This window comes from Bradyrhizobium valentinum (assembly GCF_001440405.1).
Lineage (GTDB): Bacteria > Pseudomonadota > Alphaproteobacteria > Rhizobiales > Xanthobacteraceae > Bradyrhizobium > Bradyrhizobium valentinum.
The window spans coordinates 36,935-61,743 of record NZ_LLXX01000177.1; the positions used below are offsets into that span (position 1 = coordinate 36,935).

The window sequence follows — 24,809 nt, forward strand, 5'->3', positions numbered from 1 at the left end:
CGCGAAGACTTCAGAAGCATTCAACAGACCTTTTTCCTGCTAACAGGGAAGAAAACAGGCACGCGTGTCACCACGTCAAAATGGCCAAGAGACCGGGGAAAACGATCTTGCAAATCCAGCAGGGAATTCCAAATTGAAAGATCAGGGGAAACCGTCGTGCGCTGTCCGAGAGACGGCTCGGAGCGGAGCGTCCGGTCGTTTGTTGCGCCCTTAAACGCCTTTGGTGATGGACGGGTGCAAATAGCAGATGATGGCACGCCAGTGTGCACACGCTCTTTCAGAAAGAGGCGATATGAGAATGGAGGATAATCGACGCGTTGTCCTGTTAACGGGTGCGAATGGCTTCGTCGGCCAAAACGTTGCGCCAGCATTAGAAGCTAACGGCATGATCGTTAGACAAGCCACGCGAAAGGTCTCGCCCAACGGCAACACGGTAACGATAGGTACTATCGGCGCTCACACTGATTGGACCGAAGCGCTCGTCGGTGTCGATACGGTCGTGCATCTGGCCGCCCGAGTCCACCATCCACGCGAAGAACATGCTGCCGACATTTACCGATCTATAAATACCGATGGAACGTTGCAACTTGCCCGGTGCGCCGCCAAGGCGGGCGTTAGCCATTTTGTTTACGTGAGCACAGTCCTTGTTCATGGGAGCAGCACTGACGGTCGCCCTCCTCTTCGCGAGAATGACCTTTTGATGCCTCGTGGAGTATACGGAGCTTCGAAGGCTGCGGCAGAGGTGGGCCTTGAAGCCATGGTGAAGGACACAAGCATGAATATGACCGTGATTCGCCCGCCTCTAATTTATGGTGGCGGCGCGCGCGGTAATTTTAGATTGCTGACTGCGGCGATAAACCGAGGGATTCCACTACCGTTCGGTTGTATCCACAATCGGCGGGCCTTTCTAAGTGTCGCGAACTTGGTGTCGTTCATAGTGTACCGACTTACCCATCAGCCCGGCAAGTTCGACATCTTTCTGGTCGCCGATGAGGAGCAAGTCTCAACACCAGAATTCGTTCGTCGGATCGAAAAAGTGCTGGCCAAGAAATCGCGTATGGTACCTCTTCCGCTATTTGCGCTGAAGGCGTTGCTCAAAATAAGCGGCCGTTCTGAAGCATACGATAGTGTAGCCGGATCCCTGGAGATTGACATGTCCAAAGCTCTGAAGACCGGCTGGCGGCCACCGCTCACCCTTGACGAAGGCCTTCGGAATGCTCTTACGCTACCTCAGTTTCAAGCGCGATGATCTCCTGCGGGGTAGCGACTAAGTCGCCGCGCCATGGTGTTGTTTTGCGCGTTGGACTGTTTTTACGAATTCCGAGGCAAACGCAGCCACCCGAGTATTAACATCCGGCAGCAGATTTCTGATCAATGCAGGTTCAGAATTCTGCAATACTTTGGCGAGATGATTGGCCAGGGATGAAGGGTCATTGACATCGAAATAGACTGCATTGCTATCTGCCTGTTCGCGATGCACGTCGATGTCCGACAAAACCATTGGCACGCCAAACGACTTCGCCTCCTCTACTGTAGTGCTCCAGCCTTCAAATCGGGATGGGTTGATCAGAGCCGCGCTGGTCCGAAGGAGCGCATAGACCTCAGCCAACGGAATCATTCCTACGTACCTGAATGCTCGATCAAGGCCACGCTCGACCACTTGTTTCATAATCTTGTCAACATATTGGGGCTCGTTTGGATTGGGAGCTCCGGACGCCACTACAACGGTCCGCTTCCCGCTTTCCAAGAGAAGCGCAAGAGCATCAATGACCACCTGATGATTCTTATGACGCCAGAACTGATTTGGAAGGTAGAAATAATTTGGCGGCAGAGCATATTTGCGGGCAACCTCAGCCGGATCTGCTCGCAAGAGCTCGGGAGCAGGCTCGCTCGCGAACTTCACAACGGCGGTTCTTCCTTTTGCATTTGGATAGCTTTTTAGGCAATCTCGCTCTGCGCTCTCGCTGCTGAGCATGATCGTCCGGCCTGAGATAATCTGCAACCGAAAGCCAATGTCCCGGCGCCACCGAGCGCGCGCGGAAAACAGATGTGGAAGTGCCAGATGCTGCATGTCCGGAATCCACGCGATGCTCGGGTAATTGGTAGACCAGCCAAAGAAGCGTGCCGACTCGAAAACCGCATCAATTTGTTTCCGTCGAAATGCCGATGCCGCCGCAAAGTCCTGCCCAAAGCATATCGGCGCGATAGACCGGAATGCTCCTCGATCGAATGCACTTGATTGCAGGATTTCGACGTCTGGAATTCGCCCAAGCGCTTCGAGATCAGAGAAGTCGTCGCGCTCACCGGCGAACACTACTGGCGTGATCGCCCCCGGACAGTGCTGGCGCAGGGCGGCAAATAGATTGCGCTGATAGTTATATCCTCCGGCCCAGCTTTGGCGGGAAATCATGGTGAAGGCGAGACGAATTGGGCTCCCCTTGCTCAACGAGTGTCTTCCTTAAACCAATGGACGTAATCGGCGATGCCTCGCGGCAGCGGAATTTCCCACGTAAAAGGCAAAGCTCGAACCTTCCCACCATCTGCAACGAGGCTGAACGGATCGCCGGGACGAACCACACCGGAGAAACGTACGCTCGCCTGCCCACCCCAGCTTTTTGTCAGGATATCAGCAATCTCCGCGACCGTTGTACCCGCACCGCAACCCCCGTTGATCACCTGGAACTTTTCTCCTTGCTGCCGTTCAGCTAGATTCGCGAGTAGCTTCACGACGTCGCGGATGTCGACCCAATCGCGCACCTCGCCGCCAGTTCCGCCCAATACAAGCTCGCGTTCGCCTCTCTGCAGCCGCAAGCACATATCCCACAGCAGCTGCTTTCGAAGGAACGCCCCATAGACCGAAAAGAGGCGAACCACCGTGGTGTGCAGTCCGAAACCAACGGCATAGCTTCTACAGAGCTGCTCCATCATCAGCTTATGGTGGCCGTAGGGCGAAACGGGCCGTGGTTCGGCTTCTTCGGGTATGCTTCCGGAATAGCTCGCACCGTAGATGGCCGCGCTCGAGGCGACAATCAACCGGCAATTTGGAGCGGAGCGGCGTACCCACTCAAGCAGACGCGCCGTACTGTTGACGGTGCGCGAAAAATCCTCGTACGGCTGCTGGATCGACAGGCCGACCGACGATCCGCCGGCCAGATGAAGAATCGTCGACGGCAGTCCACCGCGCTCTGCAAGCGCGCTGAGGTTCGACGCGTCAATCTCTCCGTTGATCCATTCGGCCAATTTGAGTTGCCGCCGCTCCGCCTCATCGATAGCTCCATGACCGAGGCCATGGACGGAACGCCCCCTATCTGCAAGCAGGCGAACTAGATTGCGGCCAATGAAGCCGTTGCCACCTGTAACCCAGAAGGTCATATGCGTGCCTTATGACAAACAAAGGAATAGAGCCGACCAGCCCGATTATCGAAGGGCTCAGCAACGGAGAGCAACGACTGGAAAATGTGCCTTGAACTGAACATGAATCTCCAAAAGGGGCCCGCGGGAATCCGCCGCGAAAGCTTTTCCACGAGAGCGACGCGCAGGGTCTCTGTGGTGTACGGAAACAAGTTGATCGGGCTCTTCAGCGGAGAGAGCACGTCAACGGTTGAAAAACCCGCGCCCTTGAGCGCATCGATATAGCGCTGAAGGAGAAACGCGTGCTCGCCGCCGTACAGGCGATGCAGAGGGTGCTGGTCCAGAAAGCGCGCGAGGTCAGCTTCTTTGCTGATAACATGCTCACGCAACCCAATGAAGATTCCGCCCGGTCTCAGGACACGACACATTTCGCGGCAGGCATCATCGAGGTTACGGGTATGGTGCAGCACGGCGCGCGCAAATACGACATCAAATGTAGCGTCGGCAAACGGCAGCCGCTCGGAAAAATCCTCGACCACATTGATCGGCAGCGCCGCCTCCATCGCCAGCGCCCGGATCGCCGCGGCTCCCACGATAGGGCTGGGGTCGGGCTCGAGCGCGGTCACGGTGAAGCTTTCCCGAGCAAGCGCGAAGCTAGCGATCCCCCGCCCAGCGCCGATGTCGAGCGCCGTCCCGCTGCGGCCCAAAAGGAGCTTCGAGACCTCCTGCCATTCGCTGCTGGCGAAGTAGCGCTCGGCCGCGGCGATGAGCGGATCGTCATAGAAGGCGTCGATTACGAGTTGACGTTGATCCGGCTGCCGGCGCAACCAGCTTACGGCGTCTTCCCAGGTTGCAAGCTCAGGCCTATCTGACATCGGGAGGCAATTCTTTGATAAGGACGGCGGGATTCCCAGCGACGATCGAAAACGGCGGGACATCCTTGGTAACGACGGCTCCTGCCGCAACTACGCCGCCTTCCCCGATCGTGACGCCCCGCAAGACCATGGCGTTTGCACCTACCCAGGCATCATTGCAAATCCTGACCGGACTTTCATCAAGGGAGATCTGGTAGGGGTGGCCCGTCTTGAAGATCTGCTTGATTTGCTCGTGACGGGCTTTCGCCCCCAATGGATGGGTCAGGCTATCGAAGATATTGGCGGAGTGCGAAATGAGCACGCGATCGCCGATGATAATGGATGCGGCGGACCAGATTCGAGTGCCCTCCCCCACATAGCACCAGGAACCGATCTGAATCTGACCGCCGTGCCCGAAGGTCAAAAGTTCACCCATGATATGGGAGTGGCGCCCGATCTGAATCCTGTCCGTGTCGCCATAGATGTTCCGTATCCGAGCGCTCGGGGCGAGCGCTGCGCCTTCCTCGAGCCGGCATGTGGCGCGCCCGATGAGGCGCTGAATGAGATAGTCGATGTTCATGCGTTCAACTGCAGACACGCGATGGCGCGCGATGACGCGGCGAGATCATCGCTCCATCCCGTCCCGGTATGCACGTCATAAACGGTCGCTTCCGACAAGGAAGTAGCGGACCCGCAAGACCAGCCATTCTTCGAATATCCAAAATAATCGATCTGATACGAAGTGGGCGCGAAGGCCTCCACAATCGCTTCGATCTTGGCGAGGTCGAAGACCTGGTACCAACCGAGATTGTTCCGCTTTCCAAATGGCACCGAGATGAAGCAAGTTCCTCCCGGTTTGAGGATCCGCTTAAATTCCTTGACCGCCGGCACGAAACCGTTCTCATCCGATTCCGCGTCGTTGGGGTCGGCCGTGTAGAGCATCGTATTGTCGAGCCCGATGTGCTCGATCGTCGAGATGCTTGCGACTGTGTCGAATGACCCATCCGCAAAAAGCGTCTTCCTCAGGTCGCCGAAGACGTAGGAATACCCCTCGTACCAGTAACAACGTTTCTCTGGCGCCAAAGTCATGATGGTAAGATCGGCGCCCTTCAAGGGAGACCGCTGAAGAAGGAAGTCATGATTGAATGTGGACCCGGCATCGAGCATTTTGCCGACTTTGCCCAACCGACCGAACAGCCAGGGATACTCCACCACGCGCTCGTCCATCGCGATCCCATACCCAAGCGGTAGCTCCAGCTTGTTCCGCAGGACGCCGCTATCAATCGCGGATGCGATAAGCTGACGCTTGGCCGCCTGATAGCCGGGACCGAAGGGTCGAGGCCGGGCCTTGAAGAGGGGTACTGCAGCTCCATCCAGCCATGATTTTACCGCGTGGGCTAATCCGTCTGTGCGCATCAACGATACCTAGATGATCCGCTTCCGCGGCTTTCCGTGAGGGCGAAGTTTAGCATGGCTACTGGCGCTCGACGATACCGAGAAAATCGCGCCATTGCCGGGATTTACTATATATCTCCGACAATTGCGCTCGCCCCTGAGCCGCGATCCCAGCTGAATGCGGCCAATGCTCAAGACAATGAGAGATCACTTCGACCGCGTGCTGCGGTGAAGCGTAGGTCTTCATAGTGGTATCAGCCTTCATTCCTTCTGGATAGTCGCCTGCGTCGGAGACTAGAAGGGCGCCGCATCCCATGGCCTCGAAACAGCGCATATTGCCCCTACCCGAGCCCGCCATGTCGATCGCCCCATTGAGCACGATTTTTGATTTGCCGATCAGTTCGTAGAATTGTTTTCCGAATATGGGCGGCTTAGCGATCCTGGAAATGGCGCTCGGGCGTTTATGCTTGCCTAGTGGAACAAGACTGCCGAGCCACGACTCGGCTAGCAACGTCAGTCGCGAAGAGTCCAGGTGAAAAGCAACCTCGTGGGTGCCCGCCAACTTTGCGACCTCCTCCAGGGTTTTTGCCCGCTCCGAATGATGCCGCGAGTAACCGCCGACAAAGAGCACGTCGATTGGCCGGTCGCCGTGACCGAATTCCAACATGTCCGGATCGAGAGCGGGAAAGAAAAGCTCGGCGCGGCAACCTTTGCTGCGCCAGGATTCCAGGATCGAAGGAAAATTTCCCAGCACCGCGCCATAGGCAGTTAAATCGGCGTTTCCCGAGGGAGCCGCCCTCCAGCACAGCGTCTTGCGGACGCAACCAGGAAGCTTGCGCACGAACGAGCTTGGATAGCGCACAGGATCCAGATTATAGAATACTTCCGTTTGATGATGCTCGATCTGTGCGAGCAGGATGCTTTCCAGCGACGGCTTACCCCGCATACCGTTCTTGCGCGCCCAAGACCGCTGCAAGACCTCGTCATCGCCGTTGGTGAAGAACGCTTCGGCATCGCCGTCCAGAACCGGCTGCAGAAAATGCAAAGCACCGAACCGGTCGGCCAGGAAAATGCGAAGTCTCTCCTCGAAAGAACATGCATCGCAAGCAAGCCGGTCCAGGCGAGCCAGATAGGTGGGGTAGAGACCGCTGTTTTGAAACAACCGCATCGCTTACGCTTACCTTGCCAGTGAGGGAATTGCTCCAGCATTCCGCCCGAGATTGCGGCTTCAAACCGGACCGCCTGGTCGACAGACTTGAAGCACGATCAGCAACTACAAGCGCGGATGCCAGAGCTCCGCCAATTCTTCTTTTCAATTTGCCGTATCCAGCGATCGCTCGATTGCTGAAATGAGGGCTGGTCGCCAAATCTCGTATCCAGTCCTACTAAAATGAACCCCGTCAATGGACATACCCGCCATCAGTTCTAGATTTTCGTTCGTCATAGCTCCAGCGAGGTCGAAGAAGTCCGCGCCGTTCCTCTTGGCCGAAGAAGCGATCTCATCGTTGAACCTGCAAATAAGATCTCCGTCATAGTATCGAGGTCCTAGAGGTTTCCCATTCTCAACCGGAGGGATGGATGTGAGTAGAATTTTTCTGGCATTTTGGGCAAGTTTCCTGATCGCCGCTTCTATGTTACTTCTAAACTCAGAAACGCTGTTTGTTGTACGGTTTTCTATTTTCGCGTCATTTACACCGGCAGACAGAACCAAGAGATGAAGTTTGTAATCTCCGATTATCATGGGCACTTCGCTGCCAATGAGAGAAATGGTCGCGCCGCCAATTCCAGCGTTAACAAGCGGCACTCCTGCGACACTTGATGGCAAAAGCGCCGCCTCTACGCGGCTGTCTCCGCAGACGACGATCGATTCAGCGCCCGCCTGTTCAAGGTGGTACCCGATCATTTGTCGTCGAATATCAACGTGCAAGTGACCTCGCCACCCGATCGATCTTAGCTTTCTGATGAGTTCTTGGTGCAACGCCTTACCCACTTGAGTTTGTTGGCTGCGATGGCACGCAGCGAACCGTCAACAAATAAGACAAGACCCAGGACGCAACGTTAGGAGCGATTTTCAACGCGCTCCGTCTCACGGCGCTTTTGATCGTTCCTTTTAGGTTTCCGTACAGATGCCTCTCATACGCCGCTGACGAGGTCGTGATCATGTGCTCGACAGGTTCGATTCCCGCCGTGCGCAGCAAATAGAGAAACCCGGGCACCGTATAGTGATTTAAGTGTCCGTACTTGGCGGTTTCCCTAATACTTTTTGAAAGCGTTAGTCCGCCTTCAAGGGGGACCTCGATCACAATTTCCTTTGCAACTCTGGCAAGCTCTCGGAGAAAAATTCGCTCATGCTCAACATGCTCCAAGACGTGGATGCAAATCGCCAGTTCGAAAAACTTGTCAGGATACGGTATGGTATAGCCATCGAACACGCGCGCCTCTTTGAGCCGCGATAAGCCCAATTCACGAATCGAGCTGACTCCACTTTCTGATATCTCGACAGCATAAAGTTCATCCGCCAGCCCAACACTGTCTAGCTTGGCAAGAACCGAGCCGTTTCCTGCACCCACATCCAATAGGCTCTTCCATTTGCGGGACTTTGTTACGGCTTTGATGTGCTCTACCGTCGCATCAGCCGAGAGATTGCGCTTGTGTTCAAGCGAACTGTCCGGGCGATAGTAGTCAGAATATAGCTTCTTATATTCCTCATCGAGAAGTGACATTAATAACCTCCGATCCTCTTGTGATGTTGCGCTGATCTTAAAGGCCCAAGCAAGCGCCCATCTCAGCACTCATCGTTGACCTGTGGGCCGCCAGTTTCGGGCCGTGCGTATCCCGTGGGGCTGATCATTGATCATAACGACAAATACAGCGCAATGTTGGGCACTATCTCCTCGCAAACTAGGCTATAGCACGTTGGCCCAACAGCCATTTCATGTGCAGGTAAGGCCATATCCGCTGCGCGGATCCCCAGTCCCACTTCTTTGAAGCTGTCAGTTGCTTGACCGTCTCTCGCAACGCAACCTCATTCACGAGTTCGGTAAAGACCGGGACCTTCTTCTCGAGCAACTCGGCCGTCCAACCGGAGAGAGGCCCGTTCAGCCATTGCGGCATCGGCGAACCGAAGCCAATCTTCCGTCGGCCCATGCGGATCGACTCGGGCATGTGATTGGCCATGGCCCGCCGCGCGATCATTTTAGTGTAGCCGTCCGAGGATTTGCTCGCATCCGGAAGGGCCATTGTATAAGTGACTAGGCGCCAATCCATGAAGGGCATTCTTACCTCGATGCCGTGGGCCATCGACAGGCGGTCGAAATTTCGCAGGATGGTTGGCAAGATGGTGCTATGGAACATCCGGTAGAGGCGCTTGTTCAAGGTACCCCATTCCTTGGGTAGAACGTCTCCTTCGCCAACCAGTGGAAGGGGGGCAGGAATGCCGCGAAGCCCTCCGCGCAGGAAATACTGACCCTGGTAGTTGATGATCAATGTGCGCAGCCAATCCACGCCGCGTCCGCCGACGGTCGAATTCGAAGCAATCCCTGCAAGCGCATTCCTCATGTGGAAGGTGGCGGATTGGCCTTCCTTGCGGTAGGCTCCCATCAGCTCGTCGGCGCCGTGGCCATCAAGCGACACAGTCACGTTTTGTCTGCTCAGCTCCCGATAGGTCTGCCACACCGCACTCTCCAGCCCGATATAGACATCGTCATTGTCGTCGAGGATGCGGTCAAGGTCTGTCAGCGCGTCATTCTGGCCGATGTCCACGAAAGTCGGATTGACCTCTGCCCATCGCGCTGCCTCCTCCGCCATTGGACGCTCGTCAAACCACACGCCTGGAAAGCTCGCAACAAAGGCGTGCCGCCATGCCGTGCTGTCCCTCGGACCCATCCCGGCTTTTTCGTGCGCCGCCATGGTACAGATCACTGCGGTTGAATCAAATCCTCCCGACAAGCAAGTTCCGATTGGCACATCGCTGCGCATGCGCAACGCGACGGAATCCTGGAAGAGCTCATAGAAGCGCTCCACGCGCTCGGCTTCGGTCTTGGGCAACGCCGGCAGATGATCGATCGTACGCCACCACCGACGGATTTCCTGGCGTCCATGGCGGAGCCATATGAAATGCCCGCCCTGCAAACGCCGGACGCTTTGCCACAGCGTGCGCTCGCTTCCCTCTACCCCGAACGGGTCGAGCATGAGGCGCCTGGCGACCTCCACGTCGAGGGGGGCGTCCATCAGACCGCTTCGCACCAGCGCGCGCTGCTCGGAAGCGAACACGAACCGCTCAGGCGAGACCGCATACAGCATCGGCTTGATGCCGAAGCGGTCGCGCGCCAGAAACAATTCTTTTGTGAGCGTATCAAAGATGGCCAGCGCCCACATGCCGTTAAAGCGCGGCAACATCTCTTCCCGCCAGGCCCGCCACGCTGCAAGGATGACTTCCGTGTCGGATTGCGTACGGAACACCTCTCCCTGCTCCTCGAGTTCGCGGCGAAGCTCGAGGAAATTGTAGATCTCGCCGTTGAAGACGATCACATAGCGCCCGTCAGCGGACAACATTGGCTGATAGCCGCCCGCCCCGGGATCGATAATGGCGAGCCGCCGGTGACCGAACGCCACGTCACGTTCCACGTTGAACCAGATTCCCGCGCCACTCGGGCCGCGGTGCGCCACGAGATTGGTTAAACGCTCAATCTCAGCCGGCTCGACCGCGTTGCCGCGGATGTTCACGATGCCTGCAATACCGCACATGTTTATGCAACCTTCACCGGCAGGAAACGACTTGCGATCAGGCGCAAGTCGCGCCTGCACGTCGCACCGTGTGGCCCTGCTCCCGAAACAGCTACAACGACCACAAAGATGATTCCGGCGGCCAGACCATACGAACCCCCGACATACCACCAGTACGGGAACAACTCAGAAAGGAACCCGGCAATACAATATCGCAAGCCAAGCGCGGTCATGATCCCCGCACCCAAGGGTAGCAGCACAAAGTGAGCCAGCCGCGACCACATCCCGGCGAGGCCGAAGCTTTGCCGCAGCAGTTTCATGGTTACGATGATCTGAGCGATCATGCCAATGCAGGAACTCCAGCCCGCAGCCTGCCAACCGAAATATGGCAATGCCAGTGCGCTCGTCGCCAATGTGAATGCGGCCGTAACCATCGCAATCAGCGCATTGGAACGGGACGCGCCGATCGCCAGCAGATAGAACGCAAACACGTTCGCGCTACATCCCAGGACGCCGGCAATTGAGAGCACGACCAGCACTTGCTCAGCCTGAACAGCCACCTCCGCCCCCGTCCATAGATGGAGCAGCGGCCCAGCAATTGGAATAATCCCACCTAGGACGCTCGCGGCCAACAAGTTCAACACCCAGGATGACCGAAATAGCAAATCGGCCTTGCGGCTGGACGTTTCGTTTTGCAGCACGCTGAAGAACGGGAACAGGATTTCGCCGACTTTCAGGATGCCGATATAGATGGCCTCTTCGAGTCGTTGAGCGATCACATAAAATCCGACGAACTGCGGCGGAAGCAACGCACCAAGCAGGTAGCGGTCCGCCTGTCCCGCAATGAGCGCGCCGCCCTGCGCCATGAATTGCCAAACGCCGAACCTCACGAGCTGGCCAACAGGTGCACGATGGAACGCCGGAACTCCGAGCCACCCGTCCAACAGCCGGCGTGAGAGAACAAACGCAGCAATGAGGGTCGCCATAAATCCCAACGCCTGGCAGGCAAGAAAGGTCGATGCCGTTGGCCAAATCGGAATCAAAATCAATATAGCCACAGTCGCAACGATCGTGCCAAAAACGGTGATTGACGAAAGCCGCGCGTAGTCCTGGCGCGCGGTGAACAGGGAAAGGAGAACTGCCGAAAGGCACTGGCAAAACCAGCCCGCCGACCCGAACGCAAAGGCTAGATCGAGATCCCGCGCTGTCTCGCCGGTGAAATTGAACGCAAGGCGCGCAAGCGGCGGGCCGGCCAAAGCCAGGACCGAGACGATAAAGCCGCCGATCACGAGCGCCAGTATCATGGCCGAGGCAAAGAAGTGTCGCGCGTCGTTACGCTGCTCCGCCGATAAGCGCTGGGCAAGCTCCCGCGAGGCCGACAGCCCGAGCGCGTTGCTGAAAATCAGACCGGGGGCAACGCAGGCGGTGACCAGGCCCGACATCCCGAAAGCTGCAACCCCGAGACGGTACACGACGAATGGCAGCACTAACAGATTCAATCCTGCCCCAATCAGAAACGCCGCGGCATTCCAACCGGAGTTTCCGAGGAGACGAGAGCCGGTGCTTGCTGCTGGCATATCAATTACTGGAATTCTCTAATCAGGGCGATGACTTTCGATTGCTGGGCTGTTGTCATTTCAGCAAACATCGGCAGCGATAGGATCCGGCCCTGATCAGCAAAGGCATTCGGAAATTGCTCGGGGCGATGCCTAAGGCGGCCGTAGGCGGGAAGGAACGGCAGCGCGGTGGGATAATTGATTGCACTCTGAACGCCATTTGCCTTCAGGTGCTCCGCCAGCGCGTCTCGCCGCGGGTGCTTTATGGTGTAGAGATGATAAACGTGGGTGCGTCCGGGTGCGACCTCGGGCACGACGACGTCTTCGATCTGGTTGAGAGCAGCATCATAAACTTCTGCTGCTTGCTGGCGCGCTTTGGTCCAAGCCGGCAGATGCGGCAATTTGGCCGACAGGATCGCCGCCTGCATGCCGTCGAGACGGCTGTTGATGCCCTCGATGCGATGCTGATGCTTCACCAGCCCACCGTGGCGCGCCAGCATCGTCATGTGCTCGGCCAGCGCGCTGTCGTTGGTGACGACTGCGCCAGCATCGCCCATCGCGCCAAGATTCTTGCCTGGATAGAACGAATACGTTGCAGCGGCTCCAAACGTGCCGATCTGCTGACCCTTGTAGCGGGCGAGATGCGCCTGCGCGCAATCCTCAATGACCCATAGATTGTGCTTGCGCGCGATGGCCATGATCGCGTCCATATCAGCGGGCTGTCCGTACAAGTGAACCGGAATAATTCCGACAGTCCGCGGCGTGATCGCAGCCTCGATCGCGGCGGGGTCGATCGTGAACGTGGTTCCATCGGTATCCGCGAACACCACCGTCGCTCCGGCATGGGTGATCATGGCCGAGGTACTGATCCATGAATGCGCCGTGGTGACGACCTCATCGCCCGGCTCAACCTTCAGCGCGGCCATGGCGAGGTAGAGCGCATCGGTGCCATTGGCGCAGGACACGCAGTGCTTAACGTCGACGGCCTCGGCGAAATCCCGCTCGAATGCGTCTACATAGGGGCCGCGAATGAACGCGCTGTCGCGAATGACTGCCGCGATCGCGCCGTCGATCTCGCTCTTGATGGTTTGGTATTGTAGCTGCAAATCGGCAAACGGTACCGGCATTGATTGTCTTCCTCATCTTCGCTCAAGCCGGCGCGCTGGATTGCCGGCATAGGTCCCCGCCACGGCAATATCCTTGGTCACCACCGAACCGGCTCCGATTACGACATCATCTGCAATGCGCACCGGCATGATCGTTGCGTTCGAACCGATCGAAACCCGACTGCCGATCTTCGTCTCGCGCCACAATTCCCTGCGTCCGCGGGCGGGACCACCGGTTGTGAAGGTATCATTGATGAACATCACACCATGCCCGATAAAGCAATCATCTCCGATCGTCACCAATTCGCAGACAAACGCATGTGACTGCACGCGGGTGCGAGCGCCGATGCGGGCGCCCTTCTGGATCTCGGTAAAGGGACCAATAAAGCAATCGTCGGCGATGCGGCATCCATAGAGATTGCAGGGCTCGACGATCTTGACCCGAGCGCCGAATTCGACGTCGCGGACGCCAGCCTGATACCGGTCCGGCTGGTTCACGATGCGATGCCAAGCCGGCTCAGGCGCGGCGTGAACCGCAGCGCCACCTCCTGACCTGTTTCGATCGATTCATAAAGTGCCGAAATCAGCTCCAGACTCTTCCGCCCTTCCAATCCGTCCACGAGCGCCGCGCGTTGATTGGTCAGGCAATCGACCACATGCTGATAGTAGGCCTGGTGACCAAAGCCATACACGTTCGGCGGATTAACCGAAAACCTTTCGATCACGTCCCTATCCGAAGGAAGCTCCTCGGCAAACCGCCAGTGCCTGATCTGGTTGACGGCGAAGCCCGCGATCTCAACGGTGCCCCTCTCGCCCAGGATGGAAAGCGAACCTTCGAGGTCCGTCGGGCGCGCCGCCGTCGTTGCCTCGATGACCCCAAGCGCGCCGTTTCGGAATTTCAGCGTCGCCACGGCGGTGTCCTCCGTTTCGATTTTCGCCAGCGCGGTGACCGCGCGTGCATGCGCGCTGACGACATCGCCGAAGAACCACTCCAGCATATCAATGTGATGGCTAGCCTGATTGGTCAGCACGCCGCCGTCATAGGCCCACGTGCCCCGCCAGCCGTCCTGGTCATAATAGGCCTGGTCTCGACACCAACGAACGCGCACGGTCCCCAGAACAAGCCTTCCGAACCGGCCGGCGTCCAGCGCCTCGCGCGCCTTGACGACGGGGACGTTGAAGCGGTTTTGCTTAACCACGAACAGCTTAATGCCGGCTTCGTCACAGGCCCGGATCATGTCATCGGCGTCCTGCAGGCGGAGCGCCATCGGCTTCTCGACAACGACATGTTTTCCCGCTCTTGCGCAGGCGATCGCGTGCTGTGGGTGTAACCCGCTGGGCGTCAGCACCGCGACGGCATCGATATCTTTCCGCGCAAGAAAATCGTCGATATCGTAGTGCGCCGGAACGCCGAATTTCGACGCGACCGCGTCGGCACGCGCGCGGACGGGATCACAAACCGCCGCGAGACAGGCGCGGTCGATATGGTTGCCGCCCAAGAGGTCGGAATGACGCTTGGCGATGCGTCCGCAACCGAGCAAGCCAAATCTAATCATGAGAGCTATCCTATGAGCCCAAAGGCCTGCCCCTTGGACGCCGCGCGCATCCGGCCGAGTTCCTAGTTTCGGCAATCTGCAATACTAGGAAAAGCCCAAAACAATCAAGAGGGGTTGAGTTCCCGCGACGTGTATCGGAAACTGCACTCCTCAAGGGAGCCAGCACGTCTCATGAAAAACCCCATGTGCCAGCGCCCGAATCGGGCGGATTTTAGGTGCGGCAATTGCAGCGACCTTTCGGATCGGCACCGTGGCAAGATGACTTCAACTGTTGGAACTTCCAGCCTCACCACAACCTGCGGCTTTTGATTCCATGATTGCGGCCACCTTCCTATTGGCCACCTCGTCCATGTTCGGCGCCGCCTTATATCTCTTTTATAAGTGCCGCGGCCGCATCTCGGCCGCCTCAATGCTGCTCAGTTTCCTGCTGGTGCTTTATGGTCCAGCGTACCTCGTTTACATGCTCTATTACAATCAAAGCTCCCTCATCTATCGAGAGCTGATGCAAGCACCTTATTTTGATGACGCCGTAATATCTCTGAACCTTGCGGTCACGATTTTATATCTGTGCTGCATCTTTGGGATCGAAGTGATCGATCGCTTGGCAGGGCGGAGAACAAAGAAGCTGACCGAAGCACTGGACAACTGGACCGCTCGTCCACCTCGGAGCGCATTCGGGTTTAGCGGTTGGTTGATTGCGGTCAATATCGGCTTGATTGCATTGATGATCTGGACCTCCATGCGAGAACATCATCTCGCAGTAATATTGGGGTACTTTGAGACAGCGAGTTCGCAAGCGGCTAAGGCAGATTATCGCCTATCGTATGCCGGCAGTGATTCCTATTTCTACCGAATCGCCCTGATGTCGGTCGCGCCTTTTTTCCTGATTTGGGGATATCTCGAAGGTCTGATCAAGCGCAACTGGCTGTTGCTCGGAAGCTCCTGCGTGCTGTTCGCCCTCACTTTACTTGGCCGGGTGGAAACGCTCAGCAAAGCGCCCATAGCTCTGCTTGGAATGCAAATTGCCTTGGCTGCGCTGCTCTCCTTCCGGAACCGAATTGGCTTGCCCGTTATCGTCGGCGCCGTTGTTGCGGCTCCCCTCCTGTTTTATCCTCTGATCGAACTGTCGATACCCGAGGCCTCGCGCCCGATATCAGCCACAGAGTTTTTCTTTTGGCGTACGTTCTTCATCTCGAACGAAGTGCTGCTGGAATACTTCAACGCAATTCCATATTACATCTCTCACACCTGGGGCTCCAACATCCGCATTGTGGCCACTCTCTTTGGCAAGGAATTCAGGCCGGCTTACGAAGAGGTTTCATTGTTGTGGCGGGGCCAACCTGGCTCGACTAGCAACGCAATGTTCATTGCCGACGCCTGGGCGGATTTCTCTTTCTTCGGGGTCGCTGCAGCCAGCGTTCTGGCGGGAGCGATATGTAGAACGATTGACGTTATCTTTGTTGCCGAAGGCAAGTCACCTATGACAATTGCGCTCCTTGCGTGTTCATTCATCGGCATTATCCATCTCATGCTCAGCTCGATACAATCGGCAATGCTCAGCGGCGGATTGGCTAGCATTCCGTTGATGCTATTTGTTTTCGTCAAGGCACGGAACCTTCTGCGCCTCCGCAAGCTGCGATGGCACAGAATGGTCGCACCCTAAGTGAGGACAAATGGCTGTGCTTAAGTCACTTGCGCTTATCTTCGTCCCGCTGTTCGGGATTATTGGCCTGCCTGCAATTGGGAGCGGCCAGTCCGTCAGTAACAACGAAATCAGACTAGGAACGATCTTCAGCCGCGATGGACGACCCGATGACCGACAGATACACATGCGAGTGCTCACCGAATACTTGAGGGAAATCAACAACGAAGGTGGAATTAACGGCCGGCCGATCGAGATCTTCTCATATGACGACGAGGGAGATTCAAAGAAGACACTGGATTTGGCACGGCGGCTCGTGGAGCAGGATCGCGTAGCGTGCCTGTTCGATTTAAGCGCCCGAGCGAACGAAGTAATCCGCCCCTATGTGCGCTTCAAGAAGATACCCGTTCTGTTCCCCTCCCCACCGGCTTTTCGAGAGGCGGAAATACTGGGAAGCTACATATCCCAACATCTTCCAGATGCCACTGTGGCCGTGCTTGGACCAGCTGGCGGCTCTGGCACGGAATACCTCAACGGATTTTACGAAGGTTTGGGAAGGGAGCACGCGAGGGCCGCAATTACGAATGCCCAAGAGATCAAGGATCTCGATGAAAGCGTGAATCAGGTCGAGCCAGTAAGTAGAGGCCGTGCGGGGTTGCTGGTCATGTTCGGCCCAGCCGACCAGCTACTAAAGCTGACACGCGATCTTGCAAAGTTGGAATGGAGCCCCCTTCTTATCATGAATAGTGCCGCATTGTCGCTCGACCTGCAACAATTCACCTCTTCTGCAGGCATGATCTCCATATCGACTCCGCACCATGTCGCCGCGGTCAATTCAGCAGGATGGAACGCATTTAAGAACCTGAGGCGTGAAGATTGGAACTCCACCGCTGCTGCTTATGGCTATGTTCTGGCAAAATCTATCGTCTCTACGTTACGAAGCTCCAGCGAGATGAATCGTTGCGAACTGAATGTTGTGCGTTCCAAGGGCCATAATTGGGAAGTTGTTGATTCGAGCATCCCTTGCGAGCGCAGTCCAAGACCGAAATGAGCTGGCGCAGGCACTATTTTGGCCCACGGCCCCAATTCAGGATGTGAAATCGCACACGACTAGCTGCCGAACCATCGTTCGAGGACAACACGCTGACCGCCAAACCCAATACCAAGAACAGCGGCAGATCTCTTCCGATCTGGCCGTAAACCATGCTGAGCATAATCATAAAGGCACTGAGTAAGAACACGAAACGCAGGTCGCCATCCAAACGAGCCGGCTTGAGGAGCAACAGGGGTATCAGGGCGATCAATGTCAGAAATGCTACTCCCCCCATCCAACCGAACTCAACAAATGCTTGCAAGAGATCATTATGAGGTGACGCACCTTCGAAACATCCCAGTCGGCCAAACGACATAAATCCAAAACCAAAAAGACCGGCGCGGGGAATGAGATTGACAGCGTCCGAGATCAGTTGCTTTCGAATAGCGATTGAGTTTCGCGTATTCACGCTCTCGCAATCAGCCGTCGTCGCTTCTGGATTTCTCTGTGCAGCGTAAGATGGAGGAAGGATCGTCGCCGAGCTGAGGCCGCCGGAGCCCACCTCTCCCCTTGCTCCCTCGATCGCGTACCGCACATAGAGATTTGCATTGTCGAAACGAGCAAGCAATCCGAAAGCAGTTGACGCAACTAGGATAGCTAACAGGCTCAGCGCAAAGCGGCGCTGCTGCTTCAACAACAATGCAGAGAGAGCCGTGCAAACCATGATAGCGAGCAAAGAGAACCGAACCATTGAAGCGGCAAAAATCGCCATCGAGAACGCGATCAGTGCGACTAGCGCATTCCGGACCCAAGTAGGGCTCCGATATTCCGATGACAATAGCAGGATAACAAGGATGCCGAGCGAGACCGAAAAAGCTGTTGTCGCGTTATCAAATCCCAACACAAACGGCCGCCCCAATTCGCCATGTAAAACTAGATACGGGACCGTTAGCGCCGTTCCTACCGAAAGAATCGCGAGCGAGATCCAAAAGGAAACCGCTCTCAATACAGGCACGTCCTCTTTCACAAGCGATCGCCCGGCGAAATATGCCGATATTGTCAGGCCCAGCAAGGCAACTTCCCGGAAGTCGATCTGCTGAGGATTCCTGGAAACTGATATGCCCGCGCAAGCAATCAGAGTGAGCACGGGAATATCCAGGCTGGAGAAGCGAAAATCGCCCAACGAGCCAAAAACCGCAATCACTATCACGGTCAAGCTCAGATACGACGCGGTAAATGCGCCGTAACCGCTCAGCCCCAATGATCCGTATATCAGGGCAAATATAGATGACGCAGAGATAGCCAAAGCGAAGGCAAAACTCGCTGCCTTTGGCACTCTCATCATTGTCCCGCCCCCTCCATCCGTCGATTCCTGATGATATCTCCAAGCGCGCAAAACGCAAACTAAGGCCCCATACTCTGGGCCCCCAAAAGCATTGAGACCTTATCATCCCTTCTTGCCGCGGCCGTTAGGGCACGACTCCGTTTGATTGGCGCCTCTCATCAAATTGGCGAGCGGATATGCTTCTACTAGCTCGTTCGGAGAGGTCGCCTGAATCTGGGTTCCTCTCAGTCCCATCCACACTCACGAGTTCAACGCGAGCTTCGGATCGAAGCGCTCAACCGCCATCCGAGGGTCGCCAGCGGCGCGTACGAGGGTCTGCTAAACCGGCTTACCCGCTATTTCCGCTTGACAAAACAGGAGGAAGACATACCCATTGCGCGCAATCTTTGCCTCTCTGTTCCGGTATGCGCGCGCGATCGCACGAGCCGTACGCTATGTCCGCAAATGAATTCAAAGTTAGCGATCGCACGTCCCAAACTTGATATAAGTGAGCAAGTGGCAAAGAAGTACCAACTGACGTCGTTCTTGCAATGGAGGACTTACGAGTAGAACCGTAATAGAACCAATATCTATGACAGCAAAGGATCGTACGCGCATCGGAAACATGCTCTCAGCTGATCTTCCACTTTGCTTCGTTCTGCTCCGAGTGCCATTTTCCCCAAAGTAACGTCAACAGCCGGTAGATCGCAGATGAGGTTTCTGATTACAGGAGGCTGCGGGTTTATCGGCTCGGCGGCGGTGAGACATCTGGTGCAAGCGGGCCATCAGGTTCTAAATGTCGACAAGCTGACCTATGCTGGCGATTCCAGAACTGTGGCCGCTGTTGCCAACTTTCCCAGCTACCGCTTTGAGAGGCGCGATATACTGGACCGCGATGACATCGCTGCGTTGTTTCAGAGGTTTGCGCCGCAGGCGGTTTGGCATTTTGCTGCCGAGACCCACGTCGACCGCTCAATTGAGGATCCCGGTAAGTTCATAGACACGAATGTGACTGGCACGTTTGCGATGCTGCAATGCGCTCTTCAGTTTTGGAGCAATTTGAATTTGGTGGAGCAGAGTGTCTTCCGATTCATTCACATTTCCACAGATGAAGTTTACGGCAGCCTTGGCGATCAGGGACTTTTCAAAGAAACGACTGCCTACCGCCCTAATTCACCTTACGCAGCGAGTAAGGCGGGAGCCGACCACTTGGTCCGAGCGTGGCATACGACCTTCGGCTTGCCGACAATAATTTCGAACTGTTCAAACAACTACGGTCCATTCCAAAACCGAGAGAAACTGATTCCCACGATTATCCGAAAAGCGATCGCCGGCCAACCCATTCCAATCTATGGCCAAGGTCAGAACGTCCGCGATTGGCTCTACGTGAATGACCATGTGGCAGCAATCGCGGCCATTTGCACCAAGGGTACGGTGGGCAGCAGTTACAATATTGGGGGCCTCTGCCAAGTTAGCAACATAGCGCTGGCAACAGAAATTTGTAAGCTTTTGGACGAACGACGGCCACGCCGAGACGGTCAAGGCTATGCGCAGTTGATTCAGTTTGTCGCTGATCGGCCGGGGCATGACTATCGCTATGCGATAGATTCAACGAAAGCTCGGCAAGAACTTGGCTGGCTACCTCGCGAAAGCCTGCAAAGCGGCCTATCCAAGACGGTGGATTGGTATCTCGATAACATTGATTGGACATTAGATGACTTGAATGCCGATGACCGCCTTGGCTTAAAATTGTCGACCCCACAATCGACGCAGGACGGCCAATGATGAGAAAATGGAAAGGCATTATAGTCGCTGGAGGGAGCGGGAGCCGTTTGTTTCCGCTCACCCACGTCGTAAATAAGCATCTGCTCCCAGTCTACGACAAGCCAATGATTTACTATCCGCTCACCACCCTTATGCTCGGGGGGGTACGGAATTTTATCATCATCTCCAATCCCCAGGCTCTCGATCAAATGAGGACGTTGCTTGGCGACGGAAAACGTTGGGGTATTACTATTGTCTATCGTGCCCAAGATCGACCAGGCGGAATAGCAGAATGCTTTCGTATAGCGGCAGATGACATCAGGGGGTGCAATGTCGCGCTCGCACTTGGTGACAACATTTTTTTCGGCGCCGGCCTCCCCCGCCTGTTGTACGAAGCGATGGCTCAAGAAGGTGGGGCGACCGTATTTGGCTACGAGGTGGCGGATCCGTCAGCTTATGGAGTGGTGATCCTCGACGAAAGCGGCCGCCCAATCGACATAGTAGAGAAGCCAAAGAATTCTCGATCTCGCCTAGCCATTCCGGGCCTTTACTTTTATGACGAGCGCGTTCTTGAGATTTCGAATGAGATCAAGCCCTCAGCGCGTGGAGAGCTCGAGATCACAGACGTGAATCGCCGGTATTTGGAAATGGGTGATTTGAGAGTGAGGCTTTTCGGGCGGGGCGTCGCTTGGCTGGACGGCGGAACACATCGCGACCTCTTCGAAGCGGCTCAGTTTGTGAAGGTAGTGGAAGAACGTACAGGACTCAAAATCGCCTGTCCTGAGGAAGTTGCCCTTCGCATGAAATTCATTGATCAGGCCGCATTTGAACTTCTGATTGATCCGCATCCCAAGACTGACTACCAACTTTACCTGCGTTCACTTCTGGGATCCTCTCCACTGATCGATAGGTAGAGAAATCGAAGAATCCGACAGCAGCTGGTTTAGAAGCAGTGCCTACTGAATTCATCCCATTCAATCGCCCCTACACCACGGGCAACGAAATCGGCTACGCGTCCGAAGCGCGGCTTGCCAGGCACCTTTCCGGCGATGGTCAATTCACCAAACGCTGTCATATCTGGATCGAAGAACGCACTGGTTGCGCCAAGGCGCTACTAACGCATTCATGCACGTCGGCACTGGATTTGGCGGCATTGCTACTCGACATCAAGAGCGGGGATGAAGTCATCCTTCCTTCCTATACCTTCGTGTCGACTGCTAACGCCTTCGTGCTGCGCGGCGCAGTGCCGGTCTTTGTTGACATCAGGGCAGATACGCTCAACCTCGATGAACGGCTGGTCGAGGCAGCGATCACGTCAAGAACGCGCGCTATCGTGCCGGTGCACTATGCTGGTGTGTCCTGCGAAATGGGCTCCATTATTGAAATCGCGGAACGGCACAATCTAAAGATCGTGGAGGATGCCGCCCAAGGCATAATGGCAAGCTACAAGGGGCGCGCACTGGGCGCGCTCGGTGATCTCGGTAGCTTCAGCTTTCATGAAACCAAAAATATCATTTCGGGCGAAGGCGGCAGCCTCCTGGTGAATGATCCCGAATTGGTGCAGCGCGCCGAGATCATGCGAGAGAAAGGCACTGACCGCGGCAGATTCTTTCGCGGTGAGGTCGACAAGTATACTTGGCAGGATGTGGGCTCCTCCTTTTTACCGAACGAGATCACGGCAGCCTTTCTGTGGGCTCAGCTCGAGCATGCGGAGCGAATTACCGCGGGGCGGCTTGCGAACTGGAACCGCTACGATGAAATGTTAGCCCCGCTCGAACAACGCGGGGTTCTGCGCCGGCCGATCGTCCCGCCCGAATGTCAACATAACGGTCACCTTTACTACGTGCTGCTGCAGTCAGATGCGGACCGTTCGCGGGTTCTCAGCGAGCTCAAGCAGCACGGGATCGGCGCAACGTTTCACTACGTTCCGCTGCATTCATCACCGGCCGGCCTGCGGTTCGGACGCACACATGGCGAACTTTCAGTGACAACAGCACTCTCGGAGCGACTAGTCCGGCTGCCGATGTGGTTCGATTTGAGTGAAGCACAGCAGCAGCGGGTCTGCGACGCGCTACGTGCTATTCTTCTGAGTTAGCTCGATATTTGCCGGCGGCCTGGACAAGGGATGGCAAATATATTGTACTGCGATAATTGGCTATCGACCGATTAGTCGAGCACGTTCACAAGCCTGACGCGCAACATCGTGATCACGAGACGGCTTGAGTAGAAACTGTTCGAATTCGGTCCGCGAGGCACCTCGCACGGACCGAACCGATCCAGCTTCTTGGTAATCTCGTAAAATGTCGATCCCATATGGCTGAAGCAAACTTGCTGAAAACGACGCAGGTAAACTTGGCTCCGTGAGTATCCACATAGCACCAAGAACATCACAGCTTTCGTTCGCGAGAGCAGCTCTGAGGAAGTCATTGCTGCCCGCATATCCCGCCAGTATCCAGCTGGCTCCAGGTGCGCGCCCGCTCATTGCATAAACCGATCCGGGACTTCGGCCACTAAGGTCGAGCAAGGGATCGCCGGTCTTGAGTCCGTGATCTGCGGCGAGTCTTCTTAGGTCCCGAATATAGGTCGCCGCATCATCTGCCAGGAAAAGAGTGGCGTTGTCGGGTCCGATTTCAAACTTGCTCGTCTGCAGCCGCAACGGTTGTGTTTGCCGGTAAGGATGTTCCACCGCAGCCAAAACGACGCTAGTCGTGACTAGGAGGGCCGCAGCAGCAATGGGAGTGAGGATACGCCATTCCGCATTTGTCGCCACCAGCTCCACAGTGATAACAATGCCGGCCAAAAACCAGAAAAAACCCGCGCGCCCGCCCTGCTCCCAATAGTTGTTACCCGTCCCGAATGCATACACGTAAGGCAAGGTAATAAAAAATGCCGCGAGTGCAACGGCGTTGCGAGAGGGGAGTGGAGAACTGCGCCGCGAAGCGAAGAGGAAAGATAATGCGACTGCGAAGTTGATCGCCCAAAATTGCATAGGCTGAAAGGGATAATAGGGAATGTTCGGCAACAGCGCGCCAGTGCTCACAGCGATACTCAATCCCGTCAGAACGATCGTGACGACCGCCACGCCGATTCTTGCAGCAGCACCGGCCCGCGTGGCAAGAAACGCCGCAGCGAAGGTTACCGCTAGCAGCAAGGCAAAAATGGCTCGCTGTACGCTGCCGAAAGAGAAGGAGTCCACGCGAAACAGACGTGCGATAGGTTGGTCAGGCGTAAGCAGGCTGCCGATTCGAGCACCATTCAGGACACGATCCACGAATTTGCCGAGCGACCCGTCAATTACCAGCGCTGAAACCCCTAGGAGCACGGCCGCGGCAATAACGGAAATCAGCAATCCCCGGATCCATACCTTGCCCGCGATAATGAGATACACAACGACTGCGCCTCCGAGCACTGCGGCTGATGTCGGCTTCGCCAAAAATGAAAACGCGCCGGCTGTTCCGATCAAGACCCAACCGCATAGGCTGAGCGTCGACGCTTCGCGAGAGGTTATCAGCACGCCAACGGCTGCGAACATCAGGGACATGAAGGTCAATGAATTGTAATTGGGGGTCGGAAGCCAAAGGTCAAAGAACGTCAGTGAGCTGGCTGCGATGCCGAGTGCTAATGATACGATCTTGATACGCGGTCCTGATTTGCCATCGTTGCGTTCTGCAAAGATCGAGTGAAGCAAAGACGCGCAAAGGACGAAGGCTGATACGAAGATAACCAGAACGTTTCCTTGCCTAAGGAAAGCGATGTCACCGCCGACGAGCCGGTAAAGGGGATGGTAGACGAATCCGAACTGCGTAACCGAGTCGCGGTAATCCCACGGCGATGAAATCCAATTCAGGTAGAACCCTTCATCGGTAAAATCAAAGCCAGACCGGCAGCGTGAAAGAACCCAAATGAGCAACAGCATGGCCGCCACGACGCAAGCGCCGAGCGCAAACCGCTCTGTCAAACCCACAAGAGCGGATGTCTTAGTATCGCCTACTGTTGGACGTGCACCATTTCTCACACAATAACCAAGCCTTCTGATTGTAACGGGAGGGACGGAGAGCGCCATCGGCAAAGTCTCGCGAGCAACTCCAGTCGCCGTGAACGTTTGCCCTCTCCGGTCAAAATTCGCAACAAGCTAATGACCGTCTTGCCCAGCGGAGCTTGTGCCATCCAGCGCCCTTTACCCTTCGCTGGAGTACAAGAACGTTGAAGAACGCACGCCAAGATTCACGGGAGTATTACCGCAAACTGTTGCCCAATAGACACACTCGGCCGAAAAGAACGCTCGATGACAACTATTTTTGGAAAGGATCATACTCAGACAAAAAGCTCCACCGCTCTAGCGTCCAGCTGATCTGAAGTCGTCCGGCTCGCCATTCTTCGGCGTCGATTGGGGCGTGAACGGCGGTAGGACGTACCGCTGCCCACAGCTGGCGTGACTGCTTCAGCATATTATCAACATAACTCCGCGCCCTTGGGCGGACGGCAGAGGACTGCCATCTGATC

The 24,809-nt window shown here is 56.0% G+C and carries 21 protein-coding genes; 6 read left to right on the plus strand and 15 right to left on the minus strand.

The window, feature by feature from the left end; all coding sequences use genetic code 11:
* Positions 1-292 precede the first annotated feature (292 nt).
* Positions 293-1,249, plus strand: a complete 957-nt coding sequence (locus tag CP49_RS32325; RefSeq protein WP_338060426.1) for an NAD-dependent epimerase/dehydratase family protein — start codon at positions 293-295, stop codon at positions 1,247-1,249.
* 18 nt (positions 1,250-1,267) lie between these two features.
* On the opposite strand, the gene CP49_RS32330 is transcribed toward CP49_RS32325, so the two are convergent.
* From CP49_RS32330 to CP49_RS32390, 13 genes are all read right to left on the minus strand, one after another.
* Entirely contained in the window at positions 1,268-2,446 is a 1,179-nt protein-coding gene (locus CP49_RS32330) for a glycosyltransferase family 4 protein (RefSeq protein ID WP_057854179.1), read from the minus strand.
* Positions 2,443-3,372, minus strand: a complete 930-nt coding sequence (locus CP49_RS32335; protein ID WP_057854180.1) for an NAD-dependent epimerase/dehydratase family protein — start codon at positions 3,370-3,372, stop codon at positions 2,443-2,445. The genes CP49_RS32330 and CP49_RS32335 overlap by 4 nt, the downstream gene beginning before the upstream one ends.
* Positions 3,369-4,226: a class I SAM-dependent methyltransferase gene (locus CP49_RS32340; protein WP_057854181.1), complete on the minus strand. Its 858-nt coding sequence runs from the start codon at positions 4,224-4,226 to the stop codon at positions 3,369-3,371. Before CP49_RS32340 ends, CP49_RS32335 begins: the two co-directional genes overlap by 4 nt.
* Entirely contained in the window at positions 4,216-4,785 is a 570-nt protein-coding gene (locus tag CP49_RS32345; RefSeq protein WP_057854182.1) for an acyltransferase, read from the minus strand. The genes CP49_RS32340 and CP49_RS32345 overlap by 11 nt, the downstream gene beginning before the upstream one ends.
* Entirely contained in the window at positions 4,782-5,621 is an 840-nt protein-coding gene (locus tag CP49_RS32350) for a methyltransferase domain-containing protein (protein ID WP_082646344.1), read from the minus strand. The genes CP49_RS32345 and CP49_RS32350 overlap by 4 nt, the downstream gene beginning before the upstream one ends.
* 58 nt (positions 5,622-5,679) lie before the next feature.
* Positions 5,680-6,768 carry a glycosyltransferase family protein gene (locus tag CP49_RS32355; RefSeq protein WP_057854184.1) on the minus strand — a complete coding sequence of 363 codons (1,089 nt, stop codon included), beginning with the start codon at positions 6,766-6,768 and terminating at the stop codon, positions 5,680-5,682.
* Positions 6,769-6,912: 144 nt separating this feature from the next.
* The gene (locus CP49_RS32360) at positions 6,913-7,527 is read right to left on the minus strand and encodes an SGNH/GDSL hydrolase family protein (RefSeq protein WP_156438771.1); all 615 of its coding nucleotides are present in this window, start codon (positions 7,525-7,527) and stop codon (positions 6,913-6,915) included.
* A gap of 55 nt (positions 7,528-7,582) precedes the next feature.
* Positions 7,583-8,323 (minus strand): class I SAM-dependent methyltransferase, encoded by a 741-nt coding sequence (locus CP49_RS32365; RefSeq protein ID WP_057854186.1) that lies wholly within the window; start codon positions 8,321-8,323, stop codon positions 7,583-7,585.
* Positions 8,324-8,501: 178 nt separating this feature from the next.
* The gene (gene asnB / locus CP49_RS32370) at positions 8,502-10,346 is read right to left on the minus strand and encodes an asparagine synthase (glutamine-hydrolyzing) (RefSeq protein WP_057854187.1); all 1,845 of its coding nucleotides are present in this window, start codon (positions 10,344-10,346) and stop codon (positions 8,502-8,504) included.
* Positions 10,347-10,348: 2 nt separating this feature from the next.
* On the minus strand, positions 10,349-11,902 hold the full coding sequence (locus CP49_RS32375) for a lipopolysaccharide biosynthesis protein (protein WP_057854188.1): 1,554 nt from the start codon (positions 11,900-11,902) through the stop codon (positions 10,349-10,351).
* A 5-nt stretch (positions 11,903-11,907) separates the two neighbouring features.
* Complete coding sequence (locus CP49_RS32380; RefSeq protein ID WP_057854189.1) at positions 11,908-13,008, minus strand: DegT/DnrJ/EryC1/StrS family aminotransferase; 1,101 nt, start codon at positions 13,006-13,008, stop codon at positions 11,908-11,910.
* A 12-nt stretch (positions 13,009-13,020) separates the two neighbouring features.
* Positions 13,021-13,485 carry an acyltransferase gene (locus CP49_RS32385; RefSeq protein WP_057854190.1) on the minus strand — a complete coding sequence of 155 codons (465 nt, stop codon included), beginning with the start codon at positions 13,483-13,485 and terminating at the stop codon, positions 13,021-13,023.
* Positions 13,482-14,543 (minus strand): Gfo/Idh/MocA family protein, encoded by a 1,062-nt coding sequence (locus CP49_RS32390; protein WP_057854191.1) that lies wholly within the window; start codon positions 14,541-14,543, stop codon positions 13,482-13,484. Before CP49_RS32390 ends, CP49_RS32385 begins: the two co-directional genes overlap by 4 nt.
* A gap of 271 nt (positions 14,544-14,814) precedes the next feature.
* On the opposite strand from CP49_RS32390, the gene CP49_RS32395 reads away from it, so the two are divergent.
* Together CP49_RS32395 and CP49_RS32400 are read left to right on the plus strand one after the other, a co-directional pair.
* Positions 14,815-16,206: a hypothetical protein gene (locus CP49_RS32395; protein ID WP_156438772.1), complete on the plus strand. Its 1,392-nt coding sequence runs from the start codon at positions 14,815-14,817 to the stop codon at positions 16,204-16,206.
* A gap of 10 nt (positions 16,207-16,216) precedes the next feature.
* Entirely contained in the window at positions 16,217-17,236 is a 1,020-nt protein-coding gene (locus CP49_RS32400) for an ABC transporter substrate-binding protein (protein WP_057854193.1), read from the plus strand.
* 13 nt (positions 17,237-17,249) lie between these two features.
* Here CP49_RS32400 and CP49_RS32405 read toward each other — a convergent pair whose 3' ends face one another.
* Positions 17,250-18,563 carry an O-antigen ligase family protein gene (locus CP49_RS32405; RefSeq protein WP_057854194.1) on the minus strand — a complete coding sequence of 438 codons (1,314 nt, stop codon included), beginning with the start codon at positions 18,561-18,563 and terminating at the stop codon, positions 17,250-17,252.
* 690 nt (positions 18,564-19,253) lie between these two features.
* Here CP49_RS32405 and rfbB point away from each other — a divergent pair.
* Genes rfbB through rffA form a run of 3 tightly spaced genes read left to right on the plus strand, consistent with a single transcriptional unit; the run spans position 19,254 to position 22,401 of the window.
* Complete coding sequence (gene rfbB, locus CP49_RS32410) at positions 19,254-20,327, plus strand: dTDP-glucose 4,6-dehydratase (RefSeq protein WP_057854195.1); 1,074 nt, start codon at positions 19,254-19,256, stop codon at positions 20,325-20,327.
* The gene (rfbA, locus tag CP49_RS32415) at positions 20,327-21,220 is read left to right on the plus strand and encodes a glucose-1-phosphate thymidylyltransferase RfbA (RefSeq protein WP_057854247.1); all 894 of its coding nucleotides are present in this window, start codon (positions 20,327-20,329) and stop codon (positions 21,218-21,220) included. The genes rfbB and rfbA overlap by 1 nt, the downstream gene beginning before the upstream one ends.
* Positions 21,221-21,258: 38 nt before the next feature.
* Positions 21,259-22,401 (plus strand): dTDP-4-amino-4,6-dideoxygalactose transaminase, encoded by a 1,143-nt coding sequence (gene rffA, locus CP49_RS32420; protein WP_082646345.1) that lies wholly within the window; start codon positions 21,259-21,261, stop codon positions 22,399-22,401.
* Between the two features lie 60 nt (positions 22,402-22,461).
* Here rffA and CP49_RS32425 read toward each other — a convergent pair whose 3' ends face one another.
* Entirely contained in the window at positions 22,462-24,231 is a 1,770-nt protein-coding gene (locus CP49_RS32425; RefSeq protein ID WP_156438773.1) for a hypothetical protein, read from the minus strand.
* Positions 24,232-24,809 lie beyond the last annotated feature (578 nt).